At 45.2% G+C, this 24,352-nt stretch carries 19 protein-coding genes and 2 tRNA genes; 7 read left to right on the top strand and 14 right to left on the bottom strand.

Annotated elements, in window-relative coordinates; all coding sequences use genetic code 11:
• Positions 1-8 precede the first annotated feature (8 nt).
• The 5 genes from B6K08_RS10400 to B6K08_RS10420 all read right to left on the bottom strand — a co-directional run bounded on the left by B6K08_RS10400 (position 9) and on the right by B6K08_RS10420 (position 6,361).
• The gene (locus tag B6K08_RS10400) at positions 9-2,456 is read right to left on the bottom strand and encodes a glycogen/starch/alpha-glucan phosphorylase (RefSeq protein WP_080326093.1); all 2,448 of its coding nucleotides are present in this window, start codon (positions 2,454-2,456) and stop codon (positions 9-11) included.
• An 85-nt stretch (positions 2,457-2,541) separates the two neighbouring features.
• Complete coding sequence (gene glgD, locus B6K08_RS10405) at positions 2,542-3,642, bottom strand: glucose-1-phosphate adenylyltransferase subunit GlgD (protein ID WP_080326103.1); 1,101 nt, start codon at positions 3,640-3,642, stop codon at positions 2,542-2,544.
• Between the two features lie 31 nt (positions 3,643-3,673).
• Positions 3,674-4,837: a glucose-1-phosphate adenylyltransferase gene (locus B6K08_RS10410; RefSeq protein ID WP_080326094.1), complete on the bottom strand. Its 1,164-nt coding sequence runs from the start codon at positions 4,835-4,837 to the stop codon at positions 3,674-3,676.
• A gap of 228 nt (positions 4,838-5,065) precedes the next feature.
• Complete coding sequence (locus B6K08_RS10415; protein ID WP_039207750.1) at positions 5,066-5,701, bottom strand: YigZ family protein; 636 nt, start codon at positions 5,699-5,701, stop codon at positions 5,066-5,068.
• Positions 5,702-6,361: a hypothetical protein gene (locus B6K08_RS10420; RefSeq protein WP_039207753.1), complete on the bottom strand. Its 660-nt coding sequence runs from the start codon at positions 6,359-6,361 to the stop codon at positions 5,702-5,704. It lies immediately after the preceding gene.
• Positions 6,362-6,553: 192 nt separating this feature from the next.
• Here B6K08_RS10420 and B6K08_RS10425 point away from each other — a divergent pair, with 192 nt between their 5' ends.
• A complete protein-coding gene (locus B6K08_RS10425; protein WP_080326095.1) occupies positions 6,554-8,266 on the top strand; it encodes an ABC transporter ATP-binding protein/permease in 1,713 nt (570 codons plus the stop codon).
• A gap of 10 nt (positions 8,267-8,276) precedes the next feature.
• Positions 8,277-8,555 carry a hypothetical protein gene (locus B6K08_RS10430; RefSeq protein ID WP_159446767.1) on the top strand — a complete coding sequence of 93 codons (279 nt, stop codon included), beginning with the start codon at positions 8,277-8,279 and terminating at the stop codon, positions 8,553-8,555.
• 41 nt (positions 8,556-8,596) lie between these two features.
• Here the strand turns inward: B6K08_RS10430 and B6K08_RS10435 are convergent, their stop codons facing one another.
• The 7 genes from B6K08_RS10435 to B6K08_RS10465 all read right to left on the bottom strand — a co-directional run bounded on the left by B6K08_RS10435 (position 8,597) and on the right by B6K08_RS10465 (position 18,045).
• Positions 8,597-9,910: an SGNH/GDSL hydrolase family protein gene (locus B6K08_RS10435; protein WP_052212073.1), complete on the bottom strand. Its 1,314-nt coding sequence runs from the start codon at positions 9,908-9,910 to the stop codon at positions 8,597-8,599.
• Between the two features lie 98 nt (positions 9,911-10,008).
• Positions 10,009-11,286 carry a hexokinase family protein gene (locus tag B6K08_RS10440; RefSeq protein WP_039207761.1) on the bottom strand — a complete coding sequence of 426 codons (1,278 nt, stop codon included), beginning with the start codon at positions 11,284-11,286 and terminating at the stop codon, positions 10,009-10,011.
• Between the two features lie 97 nt (positions 11,287-11,383).
• A complete protein-coding gene (locus tag B6K08_RS10445; protein WP_039207763.1) occupies positions 11,384-11,749 on the bottom strand; it encodes a VOC family protein in 366 nt (121 codons plus the stop codon).
• Between the two features lie 57 nt (positions 11,750-11,806).
• Positions 11,807-13,717 (bottom strand): ABC-F family ATP-binding cassette domain-containing protein, encoded by a 1,911-nt coding sequence (locus B6K08_RS10450; protein ID WP_039207766.1) that lies wholly within the window; start codon positions 13,715-13,717, stop codon positions 11,807-11,809.
• A gap of 1 nt (position 13,718) precedes the next feature.
• Positions 13,719-15,065, bottom strand: coding sequence for a hemolysin family protein (locus tag B6K08_RS10455; protein WP_039207768.1), 1,347 nt, complete (start codon positions 15,063-15,065; stop codon positions 13,719-13,721).
• A 17-nt stretch (positions 15,066-15,082) separates the two neighbouring features.
• Entirely contained in the window at positions 15,083-17,587 is a 2,505-nt protein-coding gene (locus tag B6K08_RS10460; protein ID WP_039207770.1) for a DNA topoisomerase III, read from the bottom strand.
• 47 nt (positions 17,588-17,634) lie between these two features.
• Positions 17,635-18,045 carry a YkvA family protein gene (locus B6K08_RS10465; protein WP_159446768.1) on the bottom strand — a complete coding sequence of 137 codons (411 nt, stop codon included), beginning with the start codon at positions 18,043-18,045 and terminating at the stop codon, positions 17,635-17,637.
• A gap of 176 nt (positions 18,046-18,221) precedes the next feature.
• Here B6K08_RS10465 and lysA point away from each other — a divergent pair, with 176 nt between their 5' ends.
• The 5 genes from lysA (at position 18,222) to B6K08_RS10490 (ending at position 22,305) form a co-directional block, all read left to right on the top strand.
• Positions 18,222-19,484: a diaminopimelate decarboxylase gene (lysA, locus tag B6K08_RS10470; protein WP_080326098.1), complete on the top strand. Its 1,263-nt coding sequence runs from the start codon at positions 18,222-18,224 to the stop codon at positions 19,482-19,484.
• 14 nt (positions 19,485-19,498) lie between these two features.
• A complete protein-coding gene (locus B6K08_RS10475) occupies positions 19,499-20,440 on the top strand; it encodes an AEC family transporter (RefSeq protein WP_039207775.1) in 942 nt (313 codons plus the stop codon).
• Positions 20,441-20,523: 83 nt separating this feature from the next.
• Positions 20,524-20,612, top strand: a tRNA-Ser gene (locus B6K08_RS10480).
• 62 nt (positions 20,613-20,674) lie between these two features.
• Entirely contained in the window at positions 20,675-22,144 is a 1,470-nt protein-coding gene (gene gltX / locus B6K08_RS10485) for a glutamate--tRNA ligase (protein WP_039212250.1), read from the top strand.
• Between the two features lie 86 nt (positions 22,145-22,230).
• Positions 22,231-22,305 (top strand) — tRNA-Glu (locus B6K08_RS10490).
• A 308-nt stretch (positions 22,306-22,613) separates the two neighbouring features.
• Here the strand turns inward: B6K08_RS10490 and B6K08_RS10495 are convergent.
• Both B6K08_RS10495 and B6K08_RS10500 read right to left on the bottom strand, forming a co-directional pair.
• The gene (locus tag B6K08_RS10495) at positions 22,614-23,615 is read right to left on the bottom strand and encodes a GGGtGRT protein (protein WP_027406936.1); all 1,002 of its coding nucleotides are present in this window, start codon (positions 23,613-23,615) and stop codon (positions 22,614-22,616) included.
• Between the two features lie 34 nt (positions 23,616-23,649).
• Positions 23,650-24,345 carry an iron-sulfur cluster assembly scaffold protein gene (locus B6K08_RS10500; RefSeq protein ID WP_039206110.1) on the bottom strand — a complete coding sequence of 232 codons (696 nt, stop codon included), beginning with the start codon at positions 24,343-24,345 and terminating at the stop codon, positions 23,650-23,652.
• Positions 24,346-24,352: the final 7 nt, after the last annotated feature.

The raw sequence follows: 24,352 nt of genomic DNA on the forward strand, positions 1-24,352 counted from the left end.
ATCCCCTCTTACTTAATCTCTACAGGCTCAATATCCCAAATATCCTCAGCATACTCAGTAATGGTACGGTCTGAGGAGAAAATACCAGAATTTGCAATATTGACAGCAGAGGATCTAAGCCATGCATCCTGATCCTGATAACGACGGACGATTTCCTCATGAGCTTCAATATATGCGTTAAAGTCCTTCAAGATGAAGAACTCATCATTACTGTTAATCAGATAATCAAATAATGTCCGGAAATTACCATAGGTACCATCAGTAAGCTGATTCATAACAGTGCGGACATTTTCATTGGTATTGTATTCATCCCACGCGTTATAATTTCCATTTTCATAGTAGGAAATAACCTCATCAGCTCTTAGCCCGAAGATTACGCAATTATCGTCGCCCACCTGCTCATGAATTTCTACATTGGCACCGTCCATGGTTCCCAGAGTTATGGCACCATTCATCATAAATTTCATGTTGCCTGTACCGGATGCTTCCTTGGAGGCTGTGGAAATCTGCTCACTGACATCAGCTGCCGGATATACCATCTCACCCAAGGACACTCCGAAGTTCTCCAGAAATATTACCTTAATCTTACCGTTAATACTCTCATCATTATTAATCTTGTCAGCCACTGCATTGATAAGACGGATTGTCTCCTTGGCTGTGTAGTAACCAGGCGCAGCCTTGCCACCGAAGAAGTATACCACCGGTACAGGCATATCGTAATCAGGGTCATTCTTCAAGCGGTTATACTGATACATAATATGCAGTATATTCATAAGCTGACGCTTGTAGGAGTGAATTCGCTTAACCTGAATGTCAAAGATGGAATCAATCTTTACACGAACCTTGTTATGGGACAATACATACTTTGCCAAATCCCGTTTTCTTGCCCTCTTTACCTTCTTGATAGCCTTCAGGAAATCAGGATCATCCACATAATTATTAATTTTCTTTAAAAGCTTAATATTTTGGCGCCACTCACGGGTCAGCTTATCATCTATGAGATGTGCCAAATCATTGTTTGCACTGATAAGCCAACGACGATGGGTGATACCATTGGTCTTATTATTGAATTTTCTAGGGAATACCTTATAGAAATATTTCAAGGTACTGGTCTTTAAGATATCTGAATGAATTTTGGCCACGCCATTAACGCTGTAAGAGCCAACCACTGCCAAACGGGCCATGTGAACCTGACCATTTTCAATGATGGACAGTTCACGAACCAGTGCCTCATCACCAGGATATTTCTTGCGAATCCCCTCCAGGAAGCGACGGTTAATTTCCTCCACTATCATGTAGATACGAGGCAACATTTCCTTAAAGAGGCCCACATCCCATTTCTCCAGTGCTTCCGGCAAAATGGTGTGGTTGGTATATGCACAGGTCTGGGTGGTAATATCCCATGCATCTTCCCACTCAAGTCCATAGTCATCCACCAAAATACGCATCATTTCCGGTACAGCGGTGGCTGGATGGGTATCATTAATATGAATACCAATCTTGTCAGAAAGATCATAAACATTGTCGTGGGTCCGCATAAAGTGACGGATAATACTCTGTACACCGGCAGACACAAAGAAATACTCCTGCAGCAAACGGAGTTTCTTACCATCGGAAAGTCTATCGTCAGGATAGAGGTACTCAGTAATACGGTTTACCCAACGACGATACTCCTGACGCTGGTTTATCTCCTCCTGAGTCAATGTGCCATAGTCTGAAAAGTCCATATTAACCTCTGCGTTCCAGAGGCGCAGAGTATTAACGGTGGTATTCTTGTAACCGATAACAGGCACATCATACGGAACAGCCATAATATCAGTATAGCCTTCATACACCAGCTGTAAATTTTCCTCGCCAGGAACTTCCTTCATATAGGCATGACCACCAATACGGACATTTACAGCCTTGTTAGGCTTTCTGAATTCCCAGGCGTAACCATCGCGAAGCCAGTTATCCGGAATCTCAATCTGGGTTCCATTGATTATTTTCTGTTCAAAAAGGCCATACTGATAGCGAAGGCCGCAACCATGGGCTGGCAAGGACAGAGAAGCCATGGAATCGATAAAGCAAGCGGCCAGTCTGCCCAGACCACCATTACCCAGGCCTGCATCTGGCTCCTCGTTGTAGATATCGTCCAGCTTAACATCCAGCTCCTTCAATACAATTTTCAGGGCATTCTTCAAATCCAGATTAATCAAATTGGTGTTAAGAAGTCTGCCCAGCAGGAATTCAATGGAAAAATAATAAATCTGTTTATTGTCATTAATAGCATACTGTTTGTTGGTCTTAATCCAATTTTCAGTGGTGTACTGCTTTACCACTGCTGCAACAGCATTGTATACCTCATTCTGGGAAAGCTCCGAAAGCTCACGTCCATACAATATCTTGGATGTAAGTATAAAGCGTTCTTTAAGTTCATCCTTGATTTCATCAATATCTCTTTCAATAAATGCCATATAATCACTCCCATATAATAAAAAAAAGCCAAACAGGCCCCTGACGACAGGATACCCCTTATCATCAGCGGCCTGAAATCAATTATTAAATAACGGTGCTCTTAGCAATAATCAAAGGATAATTCTCAGCACCTTTTAACCACTGATCCTCAGAAACGACAACATTCTTGTCGCAGATTACATCCCTGAGCATTGCATACTGCTCTATCTGGCACTGCTCCATAATAATGCAATCCTTAATCTTTACGCCTTCAGCCACCCGTACTCCTCTAAAGAGGATACTGTCCTCAACCTCACCATAAATCTCACAGCCATTGCCGATGAGGGAATTGGTAACCTTGGCAGTATTCTTGTACTGCACCGGAGCCGCATCCTTTTTCTTGGTGTGGATAGGATGTTCACTCATAAAAAGCTCATTCCAAATATCAGGATTTAATATGGCCTTGTTGGCGTTAAAGTAGGCCATAGTGGAATTTATTCTGGTGGAAAAGCCCTTGTGCTCGTAGCCATAAATGCTGAAATCATCCATATGACGTATAATACCATCCACCAGCATACTGTTGCCTCCACGTTCGAAGGTAGAGGTAACCAGCTTCACCAAAGTATCCTTTCGCATGAGGTAGATACCCATGAAGTCGTTGGAACCCTTGGTGGAGGTCATACGCTTGGCGATGTCAGTCACCTTGCCATTTTCAGCAACCTGCATGGAAGCTGCCTCTCCCGGCAAATCCTCCCGAGCCTTGCAATATACCATGGTGATATCTGCCCCAGTATTCTGATGGAACAGAAGAACATGTCTAAAATCAATGTTATACACCGTATCAGCCTGTACCAAAAACACGTACTCTGACGAACTGCGCATAACAAAATCTATATTTTGATATAGTCCGGCGAGTGCGCTATTATTACCATTTTCGCCGTCATTAGGGAGATAAGCCAAGCCATCACGATGACGTGCCAAATCCCAATCCTTACCAGAGCGCAGATGGTCAAAAACAGGTCTTGCCTTTTTTGATACCAGAACACCTACATGACCAATACCAGAATTTACCAAGCTGGACATGGCAAAATCCAATATACGATAGCGGCCCGCAATAGGAAGCGCGGCCACCGGACGGTGTTCACAAAGCTCCTTCAGCATACTGTTGGCACCATCGAGTCTTATAATCCCCATTACATTACCCAATATGATCAGCTCCATTTCTCGTTTTCGTAAATCAGCTTACCTGCTGTCCCACACTTGCCTGCTCTGCCGCAACGGTTTCACCTTCCGGAACCACGGCAATAGCCCCCTCTGAACCAGCAACGTGAGCCCCGGCGGAAATTATGCAGTTCTGTGCAACAATGGCATGGTCAATTACTGCATTTTCCTCAATAACGGTAAATGGCATAATTACTGAATTTGTAACCTTGGCTCCCTTACCGATTTTAACGCCGGAGAACAATACCGAATGATCAACTTCCCCCATAATCATGGAGCCTTCATTCAGCATAGAACAGGTGACTTTGGCTTCCTTGCCTAAATAATGAGGTGGCAAGGATGGATTGTTGGAATAAATTGTCCATGCACTGGTAAAGGAGAATGGAGGTTCATCCTGCAAAAGATCCATATTGGCCTGCCACAGACTCTCAATAGTTCCTACATCCTTCCAGTAACCCTCAAAGGCATAGGAATACATCCTGGCCTTATCATTCAACATCTTAGGAATAATATTTTTGCCAAAATCGTGGGAGGAGTTATCGTCAGTAGCGTCTTCTCTAAGGTATTTATCCAAGAAATCCCGGTTGAAAATATAAATACCCATGGAAGCCAGATTGCTCTTTGGTTTTGCTGGTTTCTCCTCAAATTCTACAATACGGCCGTCCTTTTCATCGGTATTCATAATGCCAAAGCGTGGTGCTTCATCCCAAGGCACCTCAAATACGCCGATGGTGGCATCGGCTTTGTTGGCCCTGTGGGCTGCCAACATTTTGGCATAGTCCATGGTATAAATATGATCGCCGGAAAGCACCAGCACATATTCCGGGTCCACCATGTCAATAAAATTCAGGTTCTGATAAATGGCATCTGCTGTACCCTTGTACCAGTCTGCCCCCTTGTCCCTTGCATAAGGTGGCAGAATAAAAACACCACCATCTGACTTATCCAAGTCCCAGGCATCACCAGTACCCAGATAATTATGAAGCTCCAATGGGCGATACTGTGTCAGTACGCCAACCTTGTCTATGCCGGAATTGGCACAATTTGAAAGTGGGAAATCAATAATTCGATACTTACCGCCAAACGGTACAGCTGGTTTGGCAATTTTTTTAGTTAGTGCCCCCAGGCGGCTTCCCTGACCACCTGCCAGTATCATGGCCACACATGTTGTCTTACTCATAATACTCACTCCTGCGCTTAATTCAGCTCCAGGCTCAGCCATTGTATATATTTCCCTACGTAGCCGTTACCTGAAAAACTACACTACTGAAAAATAAAAATATATTACTTGTACTGTAATTATTTCTTCATATAAAAAAAAAATCCTGCAAAAAAGTAGTTTTGTTGAAAAAATAAACGTTTTTTCCTATCATTTTCACAGAATTCAGATATATATTATGCTGTCAAACTACTTTTTCACCGGAACTTCCAAATATTCAGGGGTGGCTACATTAATGTCACACCTGCCTGCAGTTAAATCCACCAAGGATGACTGTATATTTTCTACATCATCGGGCTCAATTAACAGCTTCACGGTCACCTTGTCTGTATACTCCGTTTCCCCGGAGCGAAGATTATTGGTTCGTACCCAATTTTCCACAGTGCCCAACAAAGTATAATCCATCTCCACCGAAACCATGCAAAAGGGCTTTACCTCCACCTGAGGTGTGGCCTCCAACCCCAATGAGGCTGAATGATTATAGGCCCTGATAAGGCCGCCAGCTCCCAGCTTAATTCCACCAAAATAACGGGTTACCACTACCACCACATTGGTGAGGCCATGCTGTTTTATAGCTTCCAATATAGGATTTCCCGCAGTTCCTCCCGGCTCCCCGTCATCGTTGGATTTTTGCTGGCTGCTGTCAGTGCCCAAAATCCATGCGGAGCAATTGTGTCTGGCATCAAAATGTTTTTTCTTGATACCCTGCACAAACTCTCTGGCTGCTGCCTCATTCTCCACATGGGCTGTATATGTATAAAATTTTGATTTTTGGATTTCATAATATGATGTTCCAAAATCCGAGGTGGTCTTATATGGCTGCAATCAGTTCACCTCCGGTATAGTAAGATTTTTTCTGAGAGAATTAATCTCACCGGCAGTAAAGAGCATATCAGGAGAATTTACAAGCATGGCATCCTTTAAATAACCCATCTGTACATCATGCTGTTCCGTAAGCATTTTTTCCGGATCTGCCATCATCTTGGTGGCCCGTATTGTCTTTAGCTGACCATCAGAATAAGCCTTAGTCTTTTTCAAAATGGATGACGTCAAATCATAGTTGGCATCATCCAAGCTAATGGGCGGTGTCATCTGATAAATCTCATTATGGAGGCTGACCACGTTGGATTCCAGCTGAGTAAGGCGGTTATATGCCTCTCGCAGGGAAATATCCTCATTTTGAAAATCCTTCATTATACGATGATAGGATACCCAACAATAATCAATGGCATCCAGCTTTTTCTTGTAATTGGTATACCATTCACCAAAGGCCAGCTGCTGGGCTGTAATATGTCGTATAGTCGACTCATCCAGCTCCTCGTATGAGTTAGAGGTACTTGAATAATAGCCATACCCCACAATAGAAGTAGCCAGCAACAGGGAACCACAAAAGGCATAAAATGCCATGCGGCTTTTAATATTTTTTTCCAGCACCAGAACCATAAGGGCCAGCACTATAACTGCAATTAGAATAGGCAATAGCATAATAAATCCCTTCAACAGAATTTAAGACAATGTAAAATCTATTAAGATATTATACACCAAACTGGGGTTGAGGCAAAATATCACAGTTTTCATACAATACCCTTTATTGGAAGATTTTTCTTCTTAAAGAAGAAAAATTTGAACAATAGCGTTATAATTATAAAAGTTATTTTTATAAAAAGGAGACTCCTAATGACGAAAAAGGATATTGCAAAAAGCATCTGGAGTATGATGCGCTCTTATTGGAAATCTGAAGAACGATGGTGGGCACGGGGCATGCTGGCAGTCATCATCATTCTAAATCTGGCCCAGGTTTATCTCCTGGTAATGCTGAATCAATGGAATAATGATTTTTATAATGCCCTGCAGAATTATGATCTTGATAACTTCTGGCCCCTGGTGAGGCACTTTACCCTTATAGCATTCATATACATAATCGCTGCAGTTTATGCCATCTATCTACAGCAAATGCTGCAAATAAAATGGCGTACATGGATGACAAACAATTATTTAAATAGCTGGATGGCCAAACAGGTCTATTATAAGCTCCAAGTTTTAAAGTCAGATATGGATAACCCGGACCAGCGTATTTCCGAGGATATCAATTCCTTTATTACCCTGACCCTGAGCCTTTCACTAGGTTTTCTGAAGCAGCTCACCATATTAGCAGCCTTTATCTTTGTATTGTGGAGCCTTTCCGGTTCCCTGGACCTGACCCTTGGCGAAACAGCCATTTCCATTCCTGGTTACATGGTATGGCTATCACTACTGTACTCCATTGCAGGTACCTGGCTGGCCCATATAGTTGGCCGCAAGCTGATAAAGCTGAACTATGACCAGCAACGCTACGAGGCAGATTTCCGTTTCAATATGATACGTGTCCGGGAAAACAGTGAAAGCATCGCCTTTTATCGCGGTGAATCCCCAGAGCTCAATGGCTTTGGAGACCGCTTTAAAATGGTGGTTAAAAACTTCTGGGGCCTTATGAAGCGTACCAAGCTACTGAACTTCTACATTAACGGTTATGCCCAGCTGGCCATTATTTATCCCCTTATTATGGCAGCCCCAAAATATTTTTCTGGGGAAATGCAGCTAGGCGGCCTTATGCAGACCATCAGTGCCTTTGGTCGGGTACAGGATGCCCTAAGCTATTTTGTTACAGCCTACGATTCCATTGCCCAATACGCAGCAGTTATCCGCCGTCTTGGTGACTTTACCGCCCACATGGAGGAAGTGGACGAGCTGGAATCCAAATTCACCACAGTTAACGAAGCTGATAACAAGGTAACCCTTTCCAATATTGATATACTTCTTCCAGAAGGCAAAAAAATCATCGAAAGCCTTAATCTGGAATTTACCCCTGGGGAATACGCCCTAATAAGCGGGCCCTCCGGCTCTGGCAAAAGCACTCTTTTAAGAGCCCTGGCAAATCTTTGGCCTTACGGCAGCGGAACCATTGCAAGGCCGGATGACTGGCGTCTGATGTTCCTGCCACAGCGTCCTTATCTGCCATTGGGTACCCTGCGTCAGGCCATTTATTACCCACAAAATGTTCCAGAAAATGACTCCACAGACCTGGGAGCATATCTTAAGGATTTTGGATTGGCAGATTTAACAAGCCGTTTGGACGACGTGGACGACTGGAGCCGTATTCTGTCATTGGGTGAGCAGCAGCGCATCGCCTTTATCCGTATATTGCTCTTTAAGCCACAAATGGTATTCCTGGATGAATCAACCTCCGCCATGGACGAGGATATGGAGGCTCATTCCTACGATACCCTAAAAGCCCAATTACCAGAGATGTCTGTGGTCAGTGTAGGCCACCGTTCCACACTGCTATCCCGTCATAATACCATTCTCCGTCTCATTGGAGGCGGTGCCTGGATGATTGAAAGGACCGTTTAATATGCCCGGAATGCGTTCAAAAATACCTATAGAGGAAAATAACAATAAAGTTGAGCCCGCCTTCAGTAATGGCGAAAAAGCCGGCATAGCCCTGTCTTTGGTCTTATTTCTTTTTGGCCTTTCCGATGGTGATTTGCCCCTATGTTTTTTTACGGCCTCCTTCCTCATATATGAATTTCATGTAGTCTTAAAGCTGGCCAGAGGAAATCAGGATTGGTTTATGTCCAATCTGCTAAAGGGCATGAGCATCGCCATGTTCATCGGCTCCATTATGATGGTTCTCCTTTAACGCAAAAGCTGCCTCACAATTATTTCGTGAGACAGCTTTTTTTATTTTGCTGTTAAATTGTAATTTGGAAAGGTGGTCAGCAGATAGTTGCTGATGATCTCCCCTATTATTTTTTTGCCCAGATGGTCCGGATGAAGGCCATCAGTAGTGAGCTCTGCTTTCAGATTTCCGTTGGCATCAGTGAGGGCCGGAGTCACATCCACATGATATGGCTGATTCTTTATCCACTGATTCAGAAGCTGCTGCTGCTCCTTCCAGTTCCAGGCCGCCGGTTCAATGGTAGGTACCTTTGACATTAAACTAGGATTTATAGGAGTCGCGGTTACAAAAACGGGAATCACATTGTGGTACTGGCATTCTGCCAATATCTGCTCCATGGCAGCAATGGTATCCCAGCCGTCCTCGCCGGCTCGGAAGTTATTTACGCCCCCCATTATTATCAGCATCCCCGGAGTAAAAGCCATCACATCCTGGTCAAAGCGCTGGGCCATATCCTGAACACTGTCACCACTTCGTCCTAAATTCTTAACAGGAACCTGGCAATAATATTCCCAGCTGTACATAGCATAACCAGGAGGAACATTACATACGCCACCACCATGGGTAATACTGTCACCCAGAGCTGCTACCCTCACATGGCTCTCCACATCAAAATATTTTGGTTCAGACCATTCAGTATTTGGCTCTCCCGCCTTGTTCTGTGAACGGACCTGCCACATATAATGACCTGGCCAGGTGTAGCCACCTTCTTCATAGTAAACATTATTCTTGGTGGTCATTACCCGAACCACTTCATACCGTCCAGGAGAAAATTTATTTTCACGGCTGACCCTGATTTCATAGCCACCGCTGCCATCAACAGGAATCCAGGAAAACACCGGATACAGAGGCATATATGCCATTTTCTCAAACTCCGCAGTAGCCAACGGAGCTTTTGGATTTACCTCCTCACCAACAAGGGGCTTAGGGTCGCTGTAAGCTCCCATGACATTGCCGTCATAATCCAAAGGACACACCCGCCAATAATAATCCTTGGCTTTAAACATATTGGCAGTATCCAACTCATAACCATTATTTGGTATGAGATTAAAATGCTTTACCTCCGCATCTTTGCTGGCGGAGTCCCCATCTGTTATAACCAGACGATAGCTTACTGCCCCCGGAATGGTTTCCCAGCTAATTCTGACCTTATTCAGTGGCTCAGTCTGAAGTGGTTTTTCAGTATCAATCTCGTTAGTTATATTTCCAATGGCGTTACCAATAGCCTCAGTATTAATATCCTCTGCCACGACCACCCCGGAAAAGGACATTAGGCCAACTATAACCGCCACCACAATTTTATTGGAAAACTTCATGTTATCTCTCCCAAGTACATAGATAAACTTGCTTTATCCATATTTTTTTACCATAACACATAGGTAAAAAGTAATACTTGTATAATAGCTTATCACTATTAATGACAGGTTGCAACAGCTGCGGCGATAGCGGCACCGATGCTGGAGCCATCCTTCACAAGAACCGGCTCCAAGCCTCCCGCTTCAGCTCCCATTATTTCATAAAGGGCCCGTCTCACATTCTCCTGAACATAGGGCATGTGCTGAAACAAGGAACCATCCACAGCTATATGCTGGGGCTCCACCCTGCCGCTGCCAGCGATATGCCATAAAGTGCCGGCCCAGCTGGCAGCAACAATTCGGGCAGAACGAATGGTAATGGCCTTGGCCAGATTACGCAACTTTTCAATAATTTCTTCATCCTCAGCCACATTACCCAGGGTATCAACAAATATTTTAACAGACTCGGATGAGTTCTCCATTATGGCGGACATATCCACAGTGGAAAAGCTGGGCTTTTGGGATAAATCCAACAGTTCTTTTGTAAGCCTGCTGAACAGCTCCCCAATATATTTTCCCGATACCATTTTCTCCAAGCGCTGCCGCCCCGGCTGCTCTGACGCCCTATCCAGCTCCAGATCCCATTTGCTCGGAATCATCTTGGAAAAGGCCCCGGACTCCATATTAATAATACAGGCCGGCCTTCCTACATCTGGCATAACCTCCATATAGCAAGTATTATAGCCAGTAGCATAAATGCAGCCTATGCGGGTATCAGGATAGTTGTAGGCTGATGCCAAAAGCACAGCCACAGTGTCATTGAGAATAGCCACAGGCTTTATATTGCCAAATCCTTTACGAATAAGGGCCTTTTCCAGCAAAGCATTGATATCTTCGCCTTCAACCCCTGGTACGGCAAATTCCTTGGCCCATTTTATGAGCCTTGCACGATTAATATCCTTTTGCTCCGTACCAAAGGAAAAGGTATGCCCCAAAAAGTATGGCTTTTCCCTATCTCCTTCAACAGCTTCTCCCACTGCTTCTGCCAAAAAATCAAAGAGGTCATCAGAGGATGCAGAGCTGTTGATTAAATTATATTCAGCAGTTACCAGAGGCTTTTCAACCCAGCGCAGGACTTCAAAGGTGCTATTTCCCATAAGGCGTACAACAGAAGCCCGCACATTGGTGCCCCCAAAATCCACAGCCAGATATTCTCCCTTTTCATTGCCAGCAGGCAAGCCAATAAAGGAAGGCAGCATAGGCAGAGAAGAATATTCGCTTTTCTTAAGCCCCTGCTCCAAATCCCAGCGAAAGGCCCCGGCCACATCAGTAATAAACTCCTTACTGATATCCAGCTCCTCCATTATTTCCTTGTATAAAACCTCATTAAACGCCACCCTGCATGCCCCCTAAAAACTATACAAAACACCTCATCCGTCTGCTTCGCAGACAGTCCTATTTGTCTACAGTCTGACCTTCCCCTCCAGGGGAAGGTTAAGGATTTGGCATTATTTCCGTTACATAGCCGTCCGGGTCCTGGATAAAATGAATACCCGCCGGCTCCACTACTCTCAATACGCAGCCCATCTCCTGATGCATTGCCAGGGCTCCCTTGTAATCATCCACCCAAAAGGCCAGATGAACAGGATTTTCACCTAAATTATAATTCCCCTCATGGTCCTTTTTCAGAGTAATTTCCAATTCATAACCGGACTCCTCCTCATCCACCATGTAGGTGAGATTAATATGTGGCAAATCCTTCACGCTTTTCACCTTAAGTCCCACAGCCTTTTTATAAAAATCCACGGAACGCTCCACGTCCTTAACTGCAATACTGCTATGTGCCATAGTAAATTTCATTACCCAAAACTCCTTATTTTAAAGATAAAAATCCATATTTAAGTAAAAATTCTTGTTTTATGACTCCTGAGCCTTTTCCTCAAGGTAGGCCCAGCGGTCCATGAGCTTGTCCAGCTCAGCGGTAATCCGCTCCTGCTCCCCAGTAAGCTCCCGCAGCATATCATAATCCGAGCCGTTCATTGACATCTGCATTTCCACTACCTTAAGCTCACTTTCTTTGCTGGCAATTACCGCCTCAATTTCTCCGTACTCTCTGGCCTCATTATAGCTCAGGCCCTTGCTCTTGCTTTTTGGCTTGGCCTTTTCCATGGCTGGCTCTGCAGTGGTCTTTGCCCTTTCCGCCTGACGCTGGAGATGCATCTTTTCTGCCTGCTCTGCATCAGCCTTTGCCTTGTAATCGGAATAGCCGCCCATGAAAATCTGAACATGGGCATCATCATCAAATACAAAGACCTTTTGGGCCATGCGGTCAGTAAAGAAACGGTCATGGGAAACAAAAATGATAGCGCCGTTAAAGTCCTCTATAAAATTCTCCAGTACCGCCATGGTGTCCAAATCCAAATCATTGGTAGGCTCATCCAAAAGCAGTACATTAGGCTCCTCCATTAAAATGCGCAAAAGGTACAGACGGCGCTTTTCGCCTCCTGACAGACGGGAAATCTCCGTCCATTGAAGGTCTGGAGGAAATAGAAATTTTTCCATCAGCTGGCCTGCTGACAGCTTGGTGCCGTCGGCCATGGTAATATAATGGGCAGCCTCCTGGATGTATTCCTTAGCCCTGAGCCTTCCGTCCATTTCCACATTTGTTTGGGCAAAATACCCCAATTTAACGGTCTGGCCAATGTCCACTACTCCCTTTGTAGGCTGAAGACGCCCCGCAATTATGTTAAGAAGGGTGGATTTTCCCGTACCATTTCCACCTAAAATACCAATTCTGTCATTTCTTAGGACGGTATAGGTAAAATCATTGATATAGGTTTTGCCCTCCCATTCGTAGGTGACATTTTCCAGCTCAATAATTTTTCGTCCCAGACGGCTGCCTGCCAGCCCGATTTCCACCTGATTGCGGTTAAGGTCCACCTTCTGGTCCCTTACCTGTTCATAACGCTGAATACGGGCCTTCTGCTTTGTACTGCGGGCCTGTGCTCCACGGCGAATCCATGCCAGCTCGTTGCGAAGGAAGTTCTGACGCTTACGCTCTCCTGCTTCCTCCTGTTCGATACGGGCTGCCTTTAATTCCAAAAACTGGGAATAGTTGCCATCATAGCTATAGGTTCGCCCCTTGTCAAATTCCAATATGCCGTTGGTAACCCTGTCAAGGAAGTAACGGTCATGGGTTACTGTCAGAAGTGAGCCCTTCCAGTGGGCAAGATAGTCCTCCAGCCAGCCAATGGTTTCACTGTCCAGATGGTTGGTAGGCTCGTCCAAAATCAGCAGATCACAAGGCTGAATCAAGGCCGTGGCCAAAGCCATGCGCTTTTGCTGGCCTGAGGATAAGCTCCCCACCTTGGCCTCAAAATCGTGAATGCCCAAATGATTCAAAATGGTTTTGGCTTCACTTTCCATATTCCAGCCATTAACACTGTCTATTTTGGCAGAGGCATTAACCAGTGCCTGCTGCACCTCTGGGGAAAGATCCCCGGCCTCAGTCTTTGCAAGAGCTGCCTCATAATCCCTAAGGGCACTCATTAATGGGCTATCATCCTTGAATACCTCCATGAGCACAGTGTTTTCCATATCAAATTCCTTGGACTGCTCCAAAAAGCTGATACGGAGGTTTCTCATGGTCACCATATTTCCTGTATCCGCTGTGAGCTTCCCCGCCACCGTCTTCAGAAATGTTGACTTTCCAGTGCCGTTTACGCCCACTATACCGATTTTATCATTTTCATTTACATTGAGATTTACATGGCTGAACAAGACTTTTTCGCCGTAGCTCTTGCCCAGGTCTTCCACTGTCAAAACCAAGTTATATTTCCTCCTCGGCGGTGATTTCCGGATGGTCCTCCACCAACGGCTTCTTCAACTGAAGCAATATTCTGGTAATGCGCAAATTATCGATTTCCTCCACAAAGAAATCCACGCAGTCACAGGATGCCTTCATGCCAATCATAGGAGGCGACTGAACATTGTTATAGAGCCAGCCACCAATAGTATCAATGTTATCCGCCTCAATTTCCATTTCGAAAATATCGCTGACTTCCTCCAATAACAGCATGGCATCAATGGAGTAAATAAGGTCAGAACGCTTTTCAATGGAAGGGCGTTCCTGGTCAAATTCGTCCTGAATTTCACCTACAATTTCCTCAATGACATCCTCAATGGTAACCATGCCTGCAGTGCCGCCGTATTCATCCACCACAATGGCCAGCTGTGAACGCTGCTTCTGCATCATCTTCAACAGCATACTGATTTTCATGGTTTCCGGCACAACCAGAGTACGTCGTACCAGCTTTCTCAGAATAGGACGACGACGTTTGTATAAGGACTGCATCAAATCCTTAATATGCAAAAATCCCACAATATCATCCTTGTCCTCACCGCACACCGGATAACGGGTAAGGTGCTCCTCCATGGCTACCTTGATATTCTCCTCAAAGCTGTCCTCCAAGTAAAGACATACCATATCAGTGCGTGGAATCATAATTTCACGTACATTGCGGTCTGCAAAATCAAATACATTGTCCACAAAATCCAGCTCTGTTTTATCTATGTAGCCCTGCTTATGGCTTTCCTCCATAAGACGTCTGATTTCATCCTCTGTATGGGCCACTTCATCGCCGTTGTTGGATATATCAACCCCAAAAATGCCGGCCACAAACACAGCAACCTTGTTCAACACCCATACAGATGGGTACATAATTTTCTGGAAGAACATGAGGGGAATGGCCACTGCCAGCATTACCCTTTCCACCTGCTGGATTGCCACATTTTTTGGAATCAGCTCACCAATAATAATGGTGGCTGCCGTTACCAGTGAAAAGGCAATAATAAAGGAAATGGTGGTGGACAATGCTCCACTAAGTCCAATAATTTCAAATACCGGCTTCAACACATGACTGATGGTAGGCTCTCCCAAAAGTCCAAGGCCCAGGGAAGCCAAGGTAATCCCCAGCTGGGTTACGGATAGAGAGACATCAACATGCTCCACCAAAGGCTTGGCATATACAGCCCGACGGTTACCTGCCTCTATCATGGAGTTTAAGCGGGACATTCGCATTTTTACAATGGCAAATTCTGCAGCCACAAAAAATCCATTAAGGGCAACCAAAATTACTATGATTATAAGTTTAATTATAACCTCTGTTATATCCAAGAAAATTTCCTCCTATGTTAATTGAAAACAGGCATATTTTTTTCGTCATCAAAGGTGGCTGTACAACGTGGATAATTGCTGCATCCCCAGAAATTTCCGTTACGCCCCTTGATGCGCCGCAAACTGCCCTCACGACACTTCGGACAGAGATATTTGGAATCAGCCTTTTTATCTTCTGAACTTAAATGCTCCATAGGTGCCGCCGAAGCCTTTGGCTCATCCTTGCTCCAACCGCCCTGATTGCCATTGTTGCGTGGATTACCAAAGGAAGGTATTGTTTCATTGTAGCCACTGAAGGAAGAAGCCGTAAAGGAATCCATTAGCTGAAATTCCTGATTAAAGGCTGCCATCTCCTCCTCGCTAATATACGGATTACCAAAAGGGCTTTCGTCAATACTTGCCGCTGCCGTGACAATTCTGCGGTTACCATTTGAGAAATTGGAGCCCCCACCAAAACTACGGCTCTGAATACGGGCTTTTGCCCCCTCCAGATCCGGCTTTCCATCCTTGTCGTCACAGGTCATACGACACTTTGGAAAGGCTGAGCAGCCCCAAAAATCACCGTTTTTTCCGTGGCGCTTCAAAAGCACACCACTTTTGCACCGCGGGCACACATTGGCAGCTTCTCCCCCCTCTGTGGTGGAGGCCACCTGTAATTTGGCTCCATAGGCCTTTTGACAGAGCTCTGTGGTAAATTTCACCTGATTTTCAATGAAATCACTTAATGAGCCGTCACCATCAGCCATGGAATGCAATTTATCCTCCCAAATGGCTGTAAAATCCGGATATGACAGCTCCTCCGGCATAGCATCAATGAGCATATAGGCTGACTGAGTAGGCTGAAGATATTTTTTCTTTCCGGTCTGGTTCATAAACTTACGGCGGATAAGATCATCGATAATGGTAGCCCTGGTGGCCTCTGTGCCGATGCCATACACATCCTTCAGCTTCTTCTTGGATTCGGGGTCCTTTACGAATTTATGAATATCCTTCATGGCCGCCAACAGAGTAGATGTGGTAAATCTCATTGGAGGCTTAGTGGCCTTCTGGCTCATTTCACCTTCAAGATAAGCTACCCCATCCTTTTTCTTCATCATAGGCAAGGAAGCACTGTCATCTTCCTCGTTATTATCTCCGTTATCACCATTTTCTTCATGCTTATCCTTTGTCTGGGATGTATAAAGAGCCTTCCAGCCCAAATCCAGCTCTACTCTACCGCTGGCTGTAAAAAGCTCATCCTTGTAATCGATCTCTATTTTTGTCTGATTATATGTATGCACAGGATAGAACTGGGCAATATATGCCTGAGCCACCAAAAAATAAATATTTCGCTCCATTGGGGTCAGCTTTTCTGCCCCGGCTGGAACACGGGTAGGAATAATAGCGTGATGAGCAGAGATTTTCTTGTCATTCCAGGCACGGCTCTTGATTGAGCCATCTGCTGCAGCCGCCCACTTGGCCAGCTGTTCATCACCGAAATTTTGCAAATGCTTTAAAATGGCCCCATTATCCTTGAACTGGTTGGTTGGCAAATACTCACAGTCAGAACGGGGATATGTGGTGAGCTTTCGCTCGTATAACTTCTGGGCTGTATCCAATACCTGCTGTGGGTCGTAGCCAAACCGTTTTCCAGCCAACACCTGGAGTGATGACAGGGAAAATGGCAGCCGCTGCTGCTCCTGCTTTTTGCTCTTGGTGTAGGCAGATATAACACCATCTGTTGGGGCTTCGAGAAATTCCGCCATCTTGGCATCCGCCACGGCCTTGTCCACCAGTCTCCCCTCAGAATCCAGACCAGCCTGAATCTCCTTTGGCTTCCACGTAGCGTAAAAATCTCCATTTTCATGGTGAAACTTACCCTTTATGGTGTAATAGTCCACTGGTTTAAAGTTTTCTATTTCCCGTTCCCTGCGCACCACCAAAGCAAGGGTAGGTGTCTTAACCCGTCCCACGGGAAGTACAAGACGCCTGTGGCCTGCCCTCTGGGCTGCCAGGGTATAGGCTCTGGATAAATTCATGCCAATAAGCCAGTCTGCCCGTGCTCTGGCCAGAGCTGACTGCTTGAGATTGAAAAACTCACTGTTTTCTCTAAGGGAACTGTTAGCTTCCTTAATACTCTTTTCATCAAGGGCATTGAGAAGAATTCGTCTTACAGGCTTAGTGTTGCCCACAAAATCCAGCACTTCATCTATTAACAGCTGTCCCTCCCGGTCCGGGTCACCTGCGTGAACTATTTCATCAGCCTTATCTATGAGGCCCTTTATAATATTAAACTGCTTGGCACAGGAGGCATCCACCAACAATTTCCATTCCGTAGGAACGATTGGCAGATCCTCTGCCCGCCAGCTTTTATATTTTTCATCATACTCCTGGGGTTCAGCCTGCCTTAAAATATGGCCAAAGCCCCAAGTAACAACGCCCCCCTGGGTTTCAATAAAGCCATCTCCCCGGTGCATTGGCCCTGGAAGACATTTGGCAATTTCAGCACCCATGCTGGGCTTCTCTGCTATATATAAACGCACTGTAAAAACCTCTCGAATAAATTCTGTCTAAATATTTATTGGATAAATCAAGTGAAAAGCAACTTGTAAATTCCGTATACCACAAGGAAAGTCCACAAAAGAAGCAATATGGTAGCTATTACCACCACCATGGGCAGAAACTTTCCATAATGACCGGCACTGTGCTCACAATCCTCCAGCACCTCCGGAGGCAACAGCTGGCGCAGCCCCGCCAATATAGCCGGCACAATTACCGCATCATCCACAAGACCAGCGGCGGGGATGGCATCCGGAACAATATCCACGGGACTGACGAAATATAAAATAGCCGCCAATATGGCCAAACGAAATACCTTTGGGGTACGACGATTTATAAGAGCAAAGAGCATTACAACAATGTCTTTGCGTATCAGACGAAAAATCATAAAGAGCCGGTTCATAAATTCATCTCCTTCTGTACTTACTGCAATTATGTACATGTCTATCATAATATTTTACCATATTTAAGCTATACCACAAAATTAAGGTTATTTTTTGTAATATAACAAAAAATATATAATTGACATATTATCTATGACAATTTATACTATCTATGTAATTAATAGTGCTTATCAATTAGCTATAACTACCAAATTAAAATATGGAGGGCTTGTTTATGAAAGAAAAGGTTTTCCCAATTTCCCAGCAGCGGCTGGAAGAAATTATCGCAAAGTACCCTACACCATTTCATATCTATGATGAAAAGGCTATCAGGGCAAACATCCGCCGTCTTTTTAAAGCATTCAGCTGGGCTCCTGAATTCAGGGAGCATTTTGCTGTAAAGGCCACTCCAAATCCAAGACTCATGCAGATTCTGGCAGAGGAAGGTGCCGGCTCTGACTGCAGCTCCCTGGCTGAACTTTGTCTTTCAGAGGCCGCTGGCATCACTGGTGAAAAAATAATGCTCACCTCCAATGATACCCCTGCAGACGAATTTCAGAAGGCCATTGATCTGGGAGCTGTAATCAACCTTGACGACATTACCCACATCGAGTATCTGGAAAAGCATGCGGGGATGCCAAAGATTATGTCCTTCCGCTACAACCCTGGTAATCTTATTGCCGGCAACGATATTATCGGCAAGCCAATGGAAGCCAAGTACGGTCTTACCCATGATCAGATTCTCAAGGCCTATAAAATGGCTCAGGACCGTGGTGTAAAGCGCTTTGGGCTCCACTGTATGGTTATTTCCAATGAGCTGAGAACTGAAGGATTTGCCCTTACAGCCTCCATCATGTTTAATCTTGCCAAGGAAATCAAGGAAACGCTGGGCATCACCCTGGAGTTTGTAAATCTTGGCGGTGGTATCGGCATCCCGTATGAGCCTTCACAGGAGGAAGTAAATCTGGAGGAAGTAGGCGAGGCCATTCATAAGCTCTATGATGAAATCATGGTACCAGCAGGACTTGGCCAGTGTGCCATCTGCTTTGAATCCGGCCGTGCAATTACCGGGCCTTACGGCTATCTGGTTTCCACAGCTATCCATGAAAAGCACACCTACAAAAATTACATTGGTCTTGATTCCTGCATGGCTAATCTCATGCGTCCTGCCCTTTATGGTGCTTATCATCATATTACTGTTGTGGGCAAGGAACACGCCCCTAAGGACCATGTATACGATGTAACCGGTTCCCTGTGCGAAAACAACGACAAGTTCGCCATTGACCGTCAGCTGCCAAAGATTGATATGGGTGATCGTATCGTTATTCACGACACCGGTGCTCATGACCATTCCATGGGCTTTAACTACAACGGCAAGCTGAGAAGCGCAGAGCTTTTATTGCGTGAAGACGGCAGCGTGGAAATGATTCGCCGTGCCGAAACTCTGGATGATTACTTCGCCACACTCACCGGTTTTGATGGGGCAATTATGAAGTAAAGCTGGGATAATTAATGTACAGTAATTTTATAGTATCTCTGGAGGCAGTCCTTCCTATAGCCATTCTTATAGGTGTGGGAATGCTGACAAAAAAAATGCAGCTGCTCACCAAGGATGAAATCGCCCATGTGAACAAGCTGGTGTTTAAGATTCTCTTTTTCTGCCTCTTGTTTAAAAATATGTACCAGGCAGATTTCAGTATTGCCTTTCAGCCTCAGCTGCTGCTTTTTACCCTGATAGCCATTCTTGCTACCGTAGCAGTAGCCAGTGTTGTTGTTTGTTATTTCGTCACGGATAATAAACGGCGTGGGGCCATGATTCATTCCATTTACCGCAGTAATTTTATTATTATAGGTATTCCTGTGGCAGCCAATATTTATGGCCAGGACAATATTGCCATTACCGCTATGCTCATTACGGTGGTTATACCACTATACAACATTTTGGCCGTAACCATCTTTGAAACCTTCCGAGGCAACGAGATAAAACTGAAGCCTGTACTTCTGGGGATAGCCCACAACCCTATGATATTGGGCTGTGTTGTTGGTATCATCTTTAATCTATGCCATCTTGTGGTACCCAATGCCGTTTTAAAGCCCATTTTCCAAATAGGCAGTGCCACAACCCCACTGGCTTTAATTCTTTTGGGCGCATCCTTTACCATTTCCAGCATAAAGAAGGACCATCTGTCCATCATGCTGTGTACACTGGGAAGACTTGTAATTGCTCCGGCAATTATTCTGCCCATTGCTGTATGGATGGGATATCGAAATATTGAGCTGGTATCCCTTATGACTGTTTTTGCAGCACCATGTGCTGTGGTGGGCTTTACCATGGCCCAGCAAATGGAAAGCGATTATGAACTGGCTGGCAACTGCATAATAATGACCTCTGGACTATCCTGCTTCACTCTTTTCGGCTGGATTTTCCTTGGAAAGACTTTAGGGCTTATTTAAGCCCTTTTTCTTTATTTTAGACCCATTTTAGTGTATAATATCTCTGTTATGCAGATGGATTCATCTATATAATTTAATGCTATGGAGAGGTGTCCGAGTGGTCGAAGGTGCTTGACTCGAAATCAAGTGAGGTTAATAGCCTCCGTGGGTTCGAATCCCACCCTCTCTGCCAGTATCACTTAGTGTATTTAACAGATTGCTCACCAGCAATCTCTTTTTTTAGGAGGAGTTATTTTGTCAAATCGCGTTCGTACCCGCTTTGCTCCAAGCCCAACCGGCTACATGCATATCGGTAATCTTCGTACCGCACTATATGGTTATCTTTTTTCCAAGTCCCAGAATGGTGATTTTCTGCTTCGCATCGAGGACACTGACCAAAAGCGTTATGTGGCTGATGCAGTGGAATTCATTCAGAATACCTTAAAGGCAGCCAACATCATCCCAAATGAGGGGCCTGATATCGGCGGTGACTGCGGTCCATATATCCAGAGCCAGCGTCTGGATATTTACAAGAAGTACGCCGAGGAGCTTATTGAAAAGGGCCATGCATACCGTTGCTTCTGCAATGATTGCAGCGAGGAGCAGCATGCAGCTCAGGAAGCCGGCGATGCCAAGAGCTTCGGTGGCTATAACCGTGCCTGCCGCGATTTGGAGCAGTCTGTTATTGACCAGTATCTGGCCGAGGGCAGACCTTATGTAATCCGTCAGAAGATGCCTCTTACCGGTGAGGTTACATTCCACGATGTGGTTCACGGAAATATTACCATCGCCTGTGACACTTTGGAGGATCAGGTTATATTGAAGCGTGATGGCATGCCTACATATAATTTTGCCAACGTTATCGATGACCATCTTATGGACATCAGCCATATTTTCCGTGGTACTGAATTTATTACCTCCACCCCTAAGCACGTACTGTTATATCAGTTCCTGGGATGGGAGCCACCAGTATTCATCCATCTGCCACCTGTAATGGGCAAGAACGAGGACGGCTCCATTTCCAAGCTCTCCAAGCGTCACGGTGCCACTGGCTTCAGCCAGCTGGTGGATATGGGCTATCTCCCGGAGGCCATTACCAACTATGTGGCACTTTTGGGCTGGTCCCCTAAATCCGAGCAGGAAATCTTCACTATGGATGAGCTGATTGAACGCTTCTCTTTAGAGGGCCTCAGCAAATCCCCTGCTGTATTTGACTACAACAAGCTGGACTGGGTTAACGGCGAGTATTTCAAGGCCATGAGCGATGAGGACTTTGCCAAGAAATCCAGTGCCTTTGGTGGCATTATTGCAGAGTCTTTAGGTGACAAGTGGACTTATCTTGCTTCTCTCCTTAAGACCAGAGTTAGCCGTTTCAATGAGATTCCTGAACAGATTGGCTTCTTCAAGGATTTGCCAGATTACGATGTGGATCTCTATAATAACAAACGCAACAAGGTAACTCCGGAAAAGGCTGCTGAAATTCTCCCAGTAGTTATTGAGGTTCTTGAAAAGGTTCAGACCTGGACTCCTGAGGGTATTGATGAGGTACTGCAGCCAGGCGTTGCTGAAAGCGGTATCAAAATGGGCACCTTTATGTGGCCTGCCAGAATTGCTCTTTCCGGCCAGAAGGTAACACCAGGTGGTGTAACTGAGCTGCTCTATCTCTTAGGCCGTGAAGAATCCATGAAGCGTTTAAATCTTGGTCTTACCAAGGTTCAGGGCTAATTTCATAAGCAGAAAATTACGCTTAAAACTTTAAAAAAAAATATTTGACAAGTTCCTTTAAAAGAGGTATTATATTCCTTGTCAACGGCGCGTTGGTCAAGTGGTTAAGACTCCGCCCTCTCACGGCGGCTTCAGGGGTTCGAATCCCCTACGCGTCACCAGAAAATTCAGCTCAAGGCATTTGCCTTGAGCTTTTTATTTTAGAAAAATGGCAGTAGTTTTCTACCCTTGTATAGAATTTAAAAAGGCAGTTCCTGCCCTTAATATAACGAGCTTTAAGATGTCCCCTTCCTCTTTAGGTGGGGGAAAACAAACTACAACAGCTAGTGAGCATATCTCCCAGCTCGTTGAAACGCTAATTGGAAGATTTTTCTTCTAAAAGAAGAAAAATTTGAACAATGGCGTTATAATATACACAAAAAGGGCCTCCGCAAAGCGGAAGCCCTAATTTTATTTATGTAAGCAAATCTTACTTGTTCATTGCCTCTGCAACAGCAACAGCAACAGCAACAGACATACCAACCATTGGGTTGTTACCAGCACCAATGAGGCCCATCATGTCAACATGAGCAGGTACGGAAGAAGAACCAGCGAACTGTGCATCAGAATGCATACGGCCGAGAGTATCAGTCATACCATAGGAAGCAGGACCTGCAGCCATGTTATCTGGATGCAGAGTACGGCCAGTACCGCCACCGGAAGCAACGGAGAAGTACTTCTTACCCTGCTCGGTGCACTCCTTCTTGTAGGTACCAGCTACTGGATGCTGGAAACGGGTAGGGTTAGTGGAGTTACCAGTAATAGAGATATCAACCTTTTCCAGATGCATGATAGCAACACCCTCTGGAACGGAATCAGCACCATAGCACTTAACAGCTGCACGAGGGCCGTCAGAGTACTTAACTTCCTTAACAACGTTAACCTTGCCAGTCTTGTAGTCATACTGAGTCTGAACATAGGTGAAGCCGTTGATACGGGAGATAATCTGAGCAGCATCCTTACCAAGACCATTAAGGATTACGCGGAGAGGGTTCTTACGAACCTTGTTTGCAGTCTGAGCAATACCGATAGCACCCTCAGCAGCAGCAAAGGACTCGTGACCAGCCAGAAATGCGAAGCACTCTGCATCCTCAGTGAGGAGCATAGCAGCCAGATTACCATGGCCGAGACCTACCTTACGATGGTCAGCAACGGAACCAGGTACGCAGAATGCCTGAATACCCTCGCCGATAGCTCTTGCAGCATCAGCAGCAGTCTTTACACCCTTCTTGATAGCAATAGCAGCACCAAGAGTGTAAGCCCACTTAGCGTTCTCGAAGCAGATTGGCTGCAGATCAGTTACGATAGCAGCTGGGTCAAAACCCTTTTCCTTACAAATATCAGCAGCAGCTTCAATGGAAGCAATACCATATTTCTTGCAAACTTCATTAATACCGTCAATACGGCGCTCATAGCCTTCAAATAATGCCATTTTATTTTCAGTCCTTCCTGTTCGTTATCTCAAATTATTCCTTACGAGGATCGATGTAACGGGCAGCATCTGCGTAACGGCCCTTAGTGGAGGTGTTCTTCTTGATTGCTTCGTTAGCATCAGTACCATTAGCAATAGCTTCCATAGCCTTGCCGAGGTGAACAACTTCATAACCGATTACGCGGTCTTCACTGTCAACTGCCATCTTGGTAACATAACCTTCAGCTAATTCGAGGTAACGAGCACCCTTCAGCTTGGTGGAGTACAGAGTACCTACCTGGCTGCGGAGACCCTTACCAAGGTCATCCAGACCTGCGCCAACTGGCAAACCATTATCAGAGAATGCAGTCTGAGTACGGCCATAAACGATCTGCAGGAACAGCTCGCGCATAGCAGTGTTGATAGCATCGCAAACCAGGTCAGTGTTGAGAGCTTCCAGAATAGTCTTGCCTGGGAGAATCTCAGCAGCCATAGCTGCGGAATGAGTCATACCAGAGCAGCCGATGGTCTCAATGAGAGCCTCTTCGATGATACCATCCTTAACATTCAGAGTCAGCTTGCAGCCACCCTGCTGAGGAGCACACCAGCCGATACCGTGAGTCAGACCGCTGATATCCTTAATTTCCTTAGACTGTACCCATTTGCCCTCTTCAGGAATTGGAGCTGGACCATGGTTTACTTCTTTTGCAATGCAAGTCATGTCTTCAACATGCTTATCATAATAAATCATTTTGTAT

This window comes from Anaerovibrio lipolyticus DSM 3074 (genome assembly GCF_900141865.1).
Lineage (GTDB): Bacteria > Bacillota > Negativicutes > Selenomonadales > Selenomonadaceae > Anaerovibrio > Anaerovibrio lipolyticus.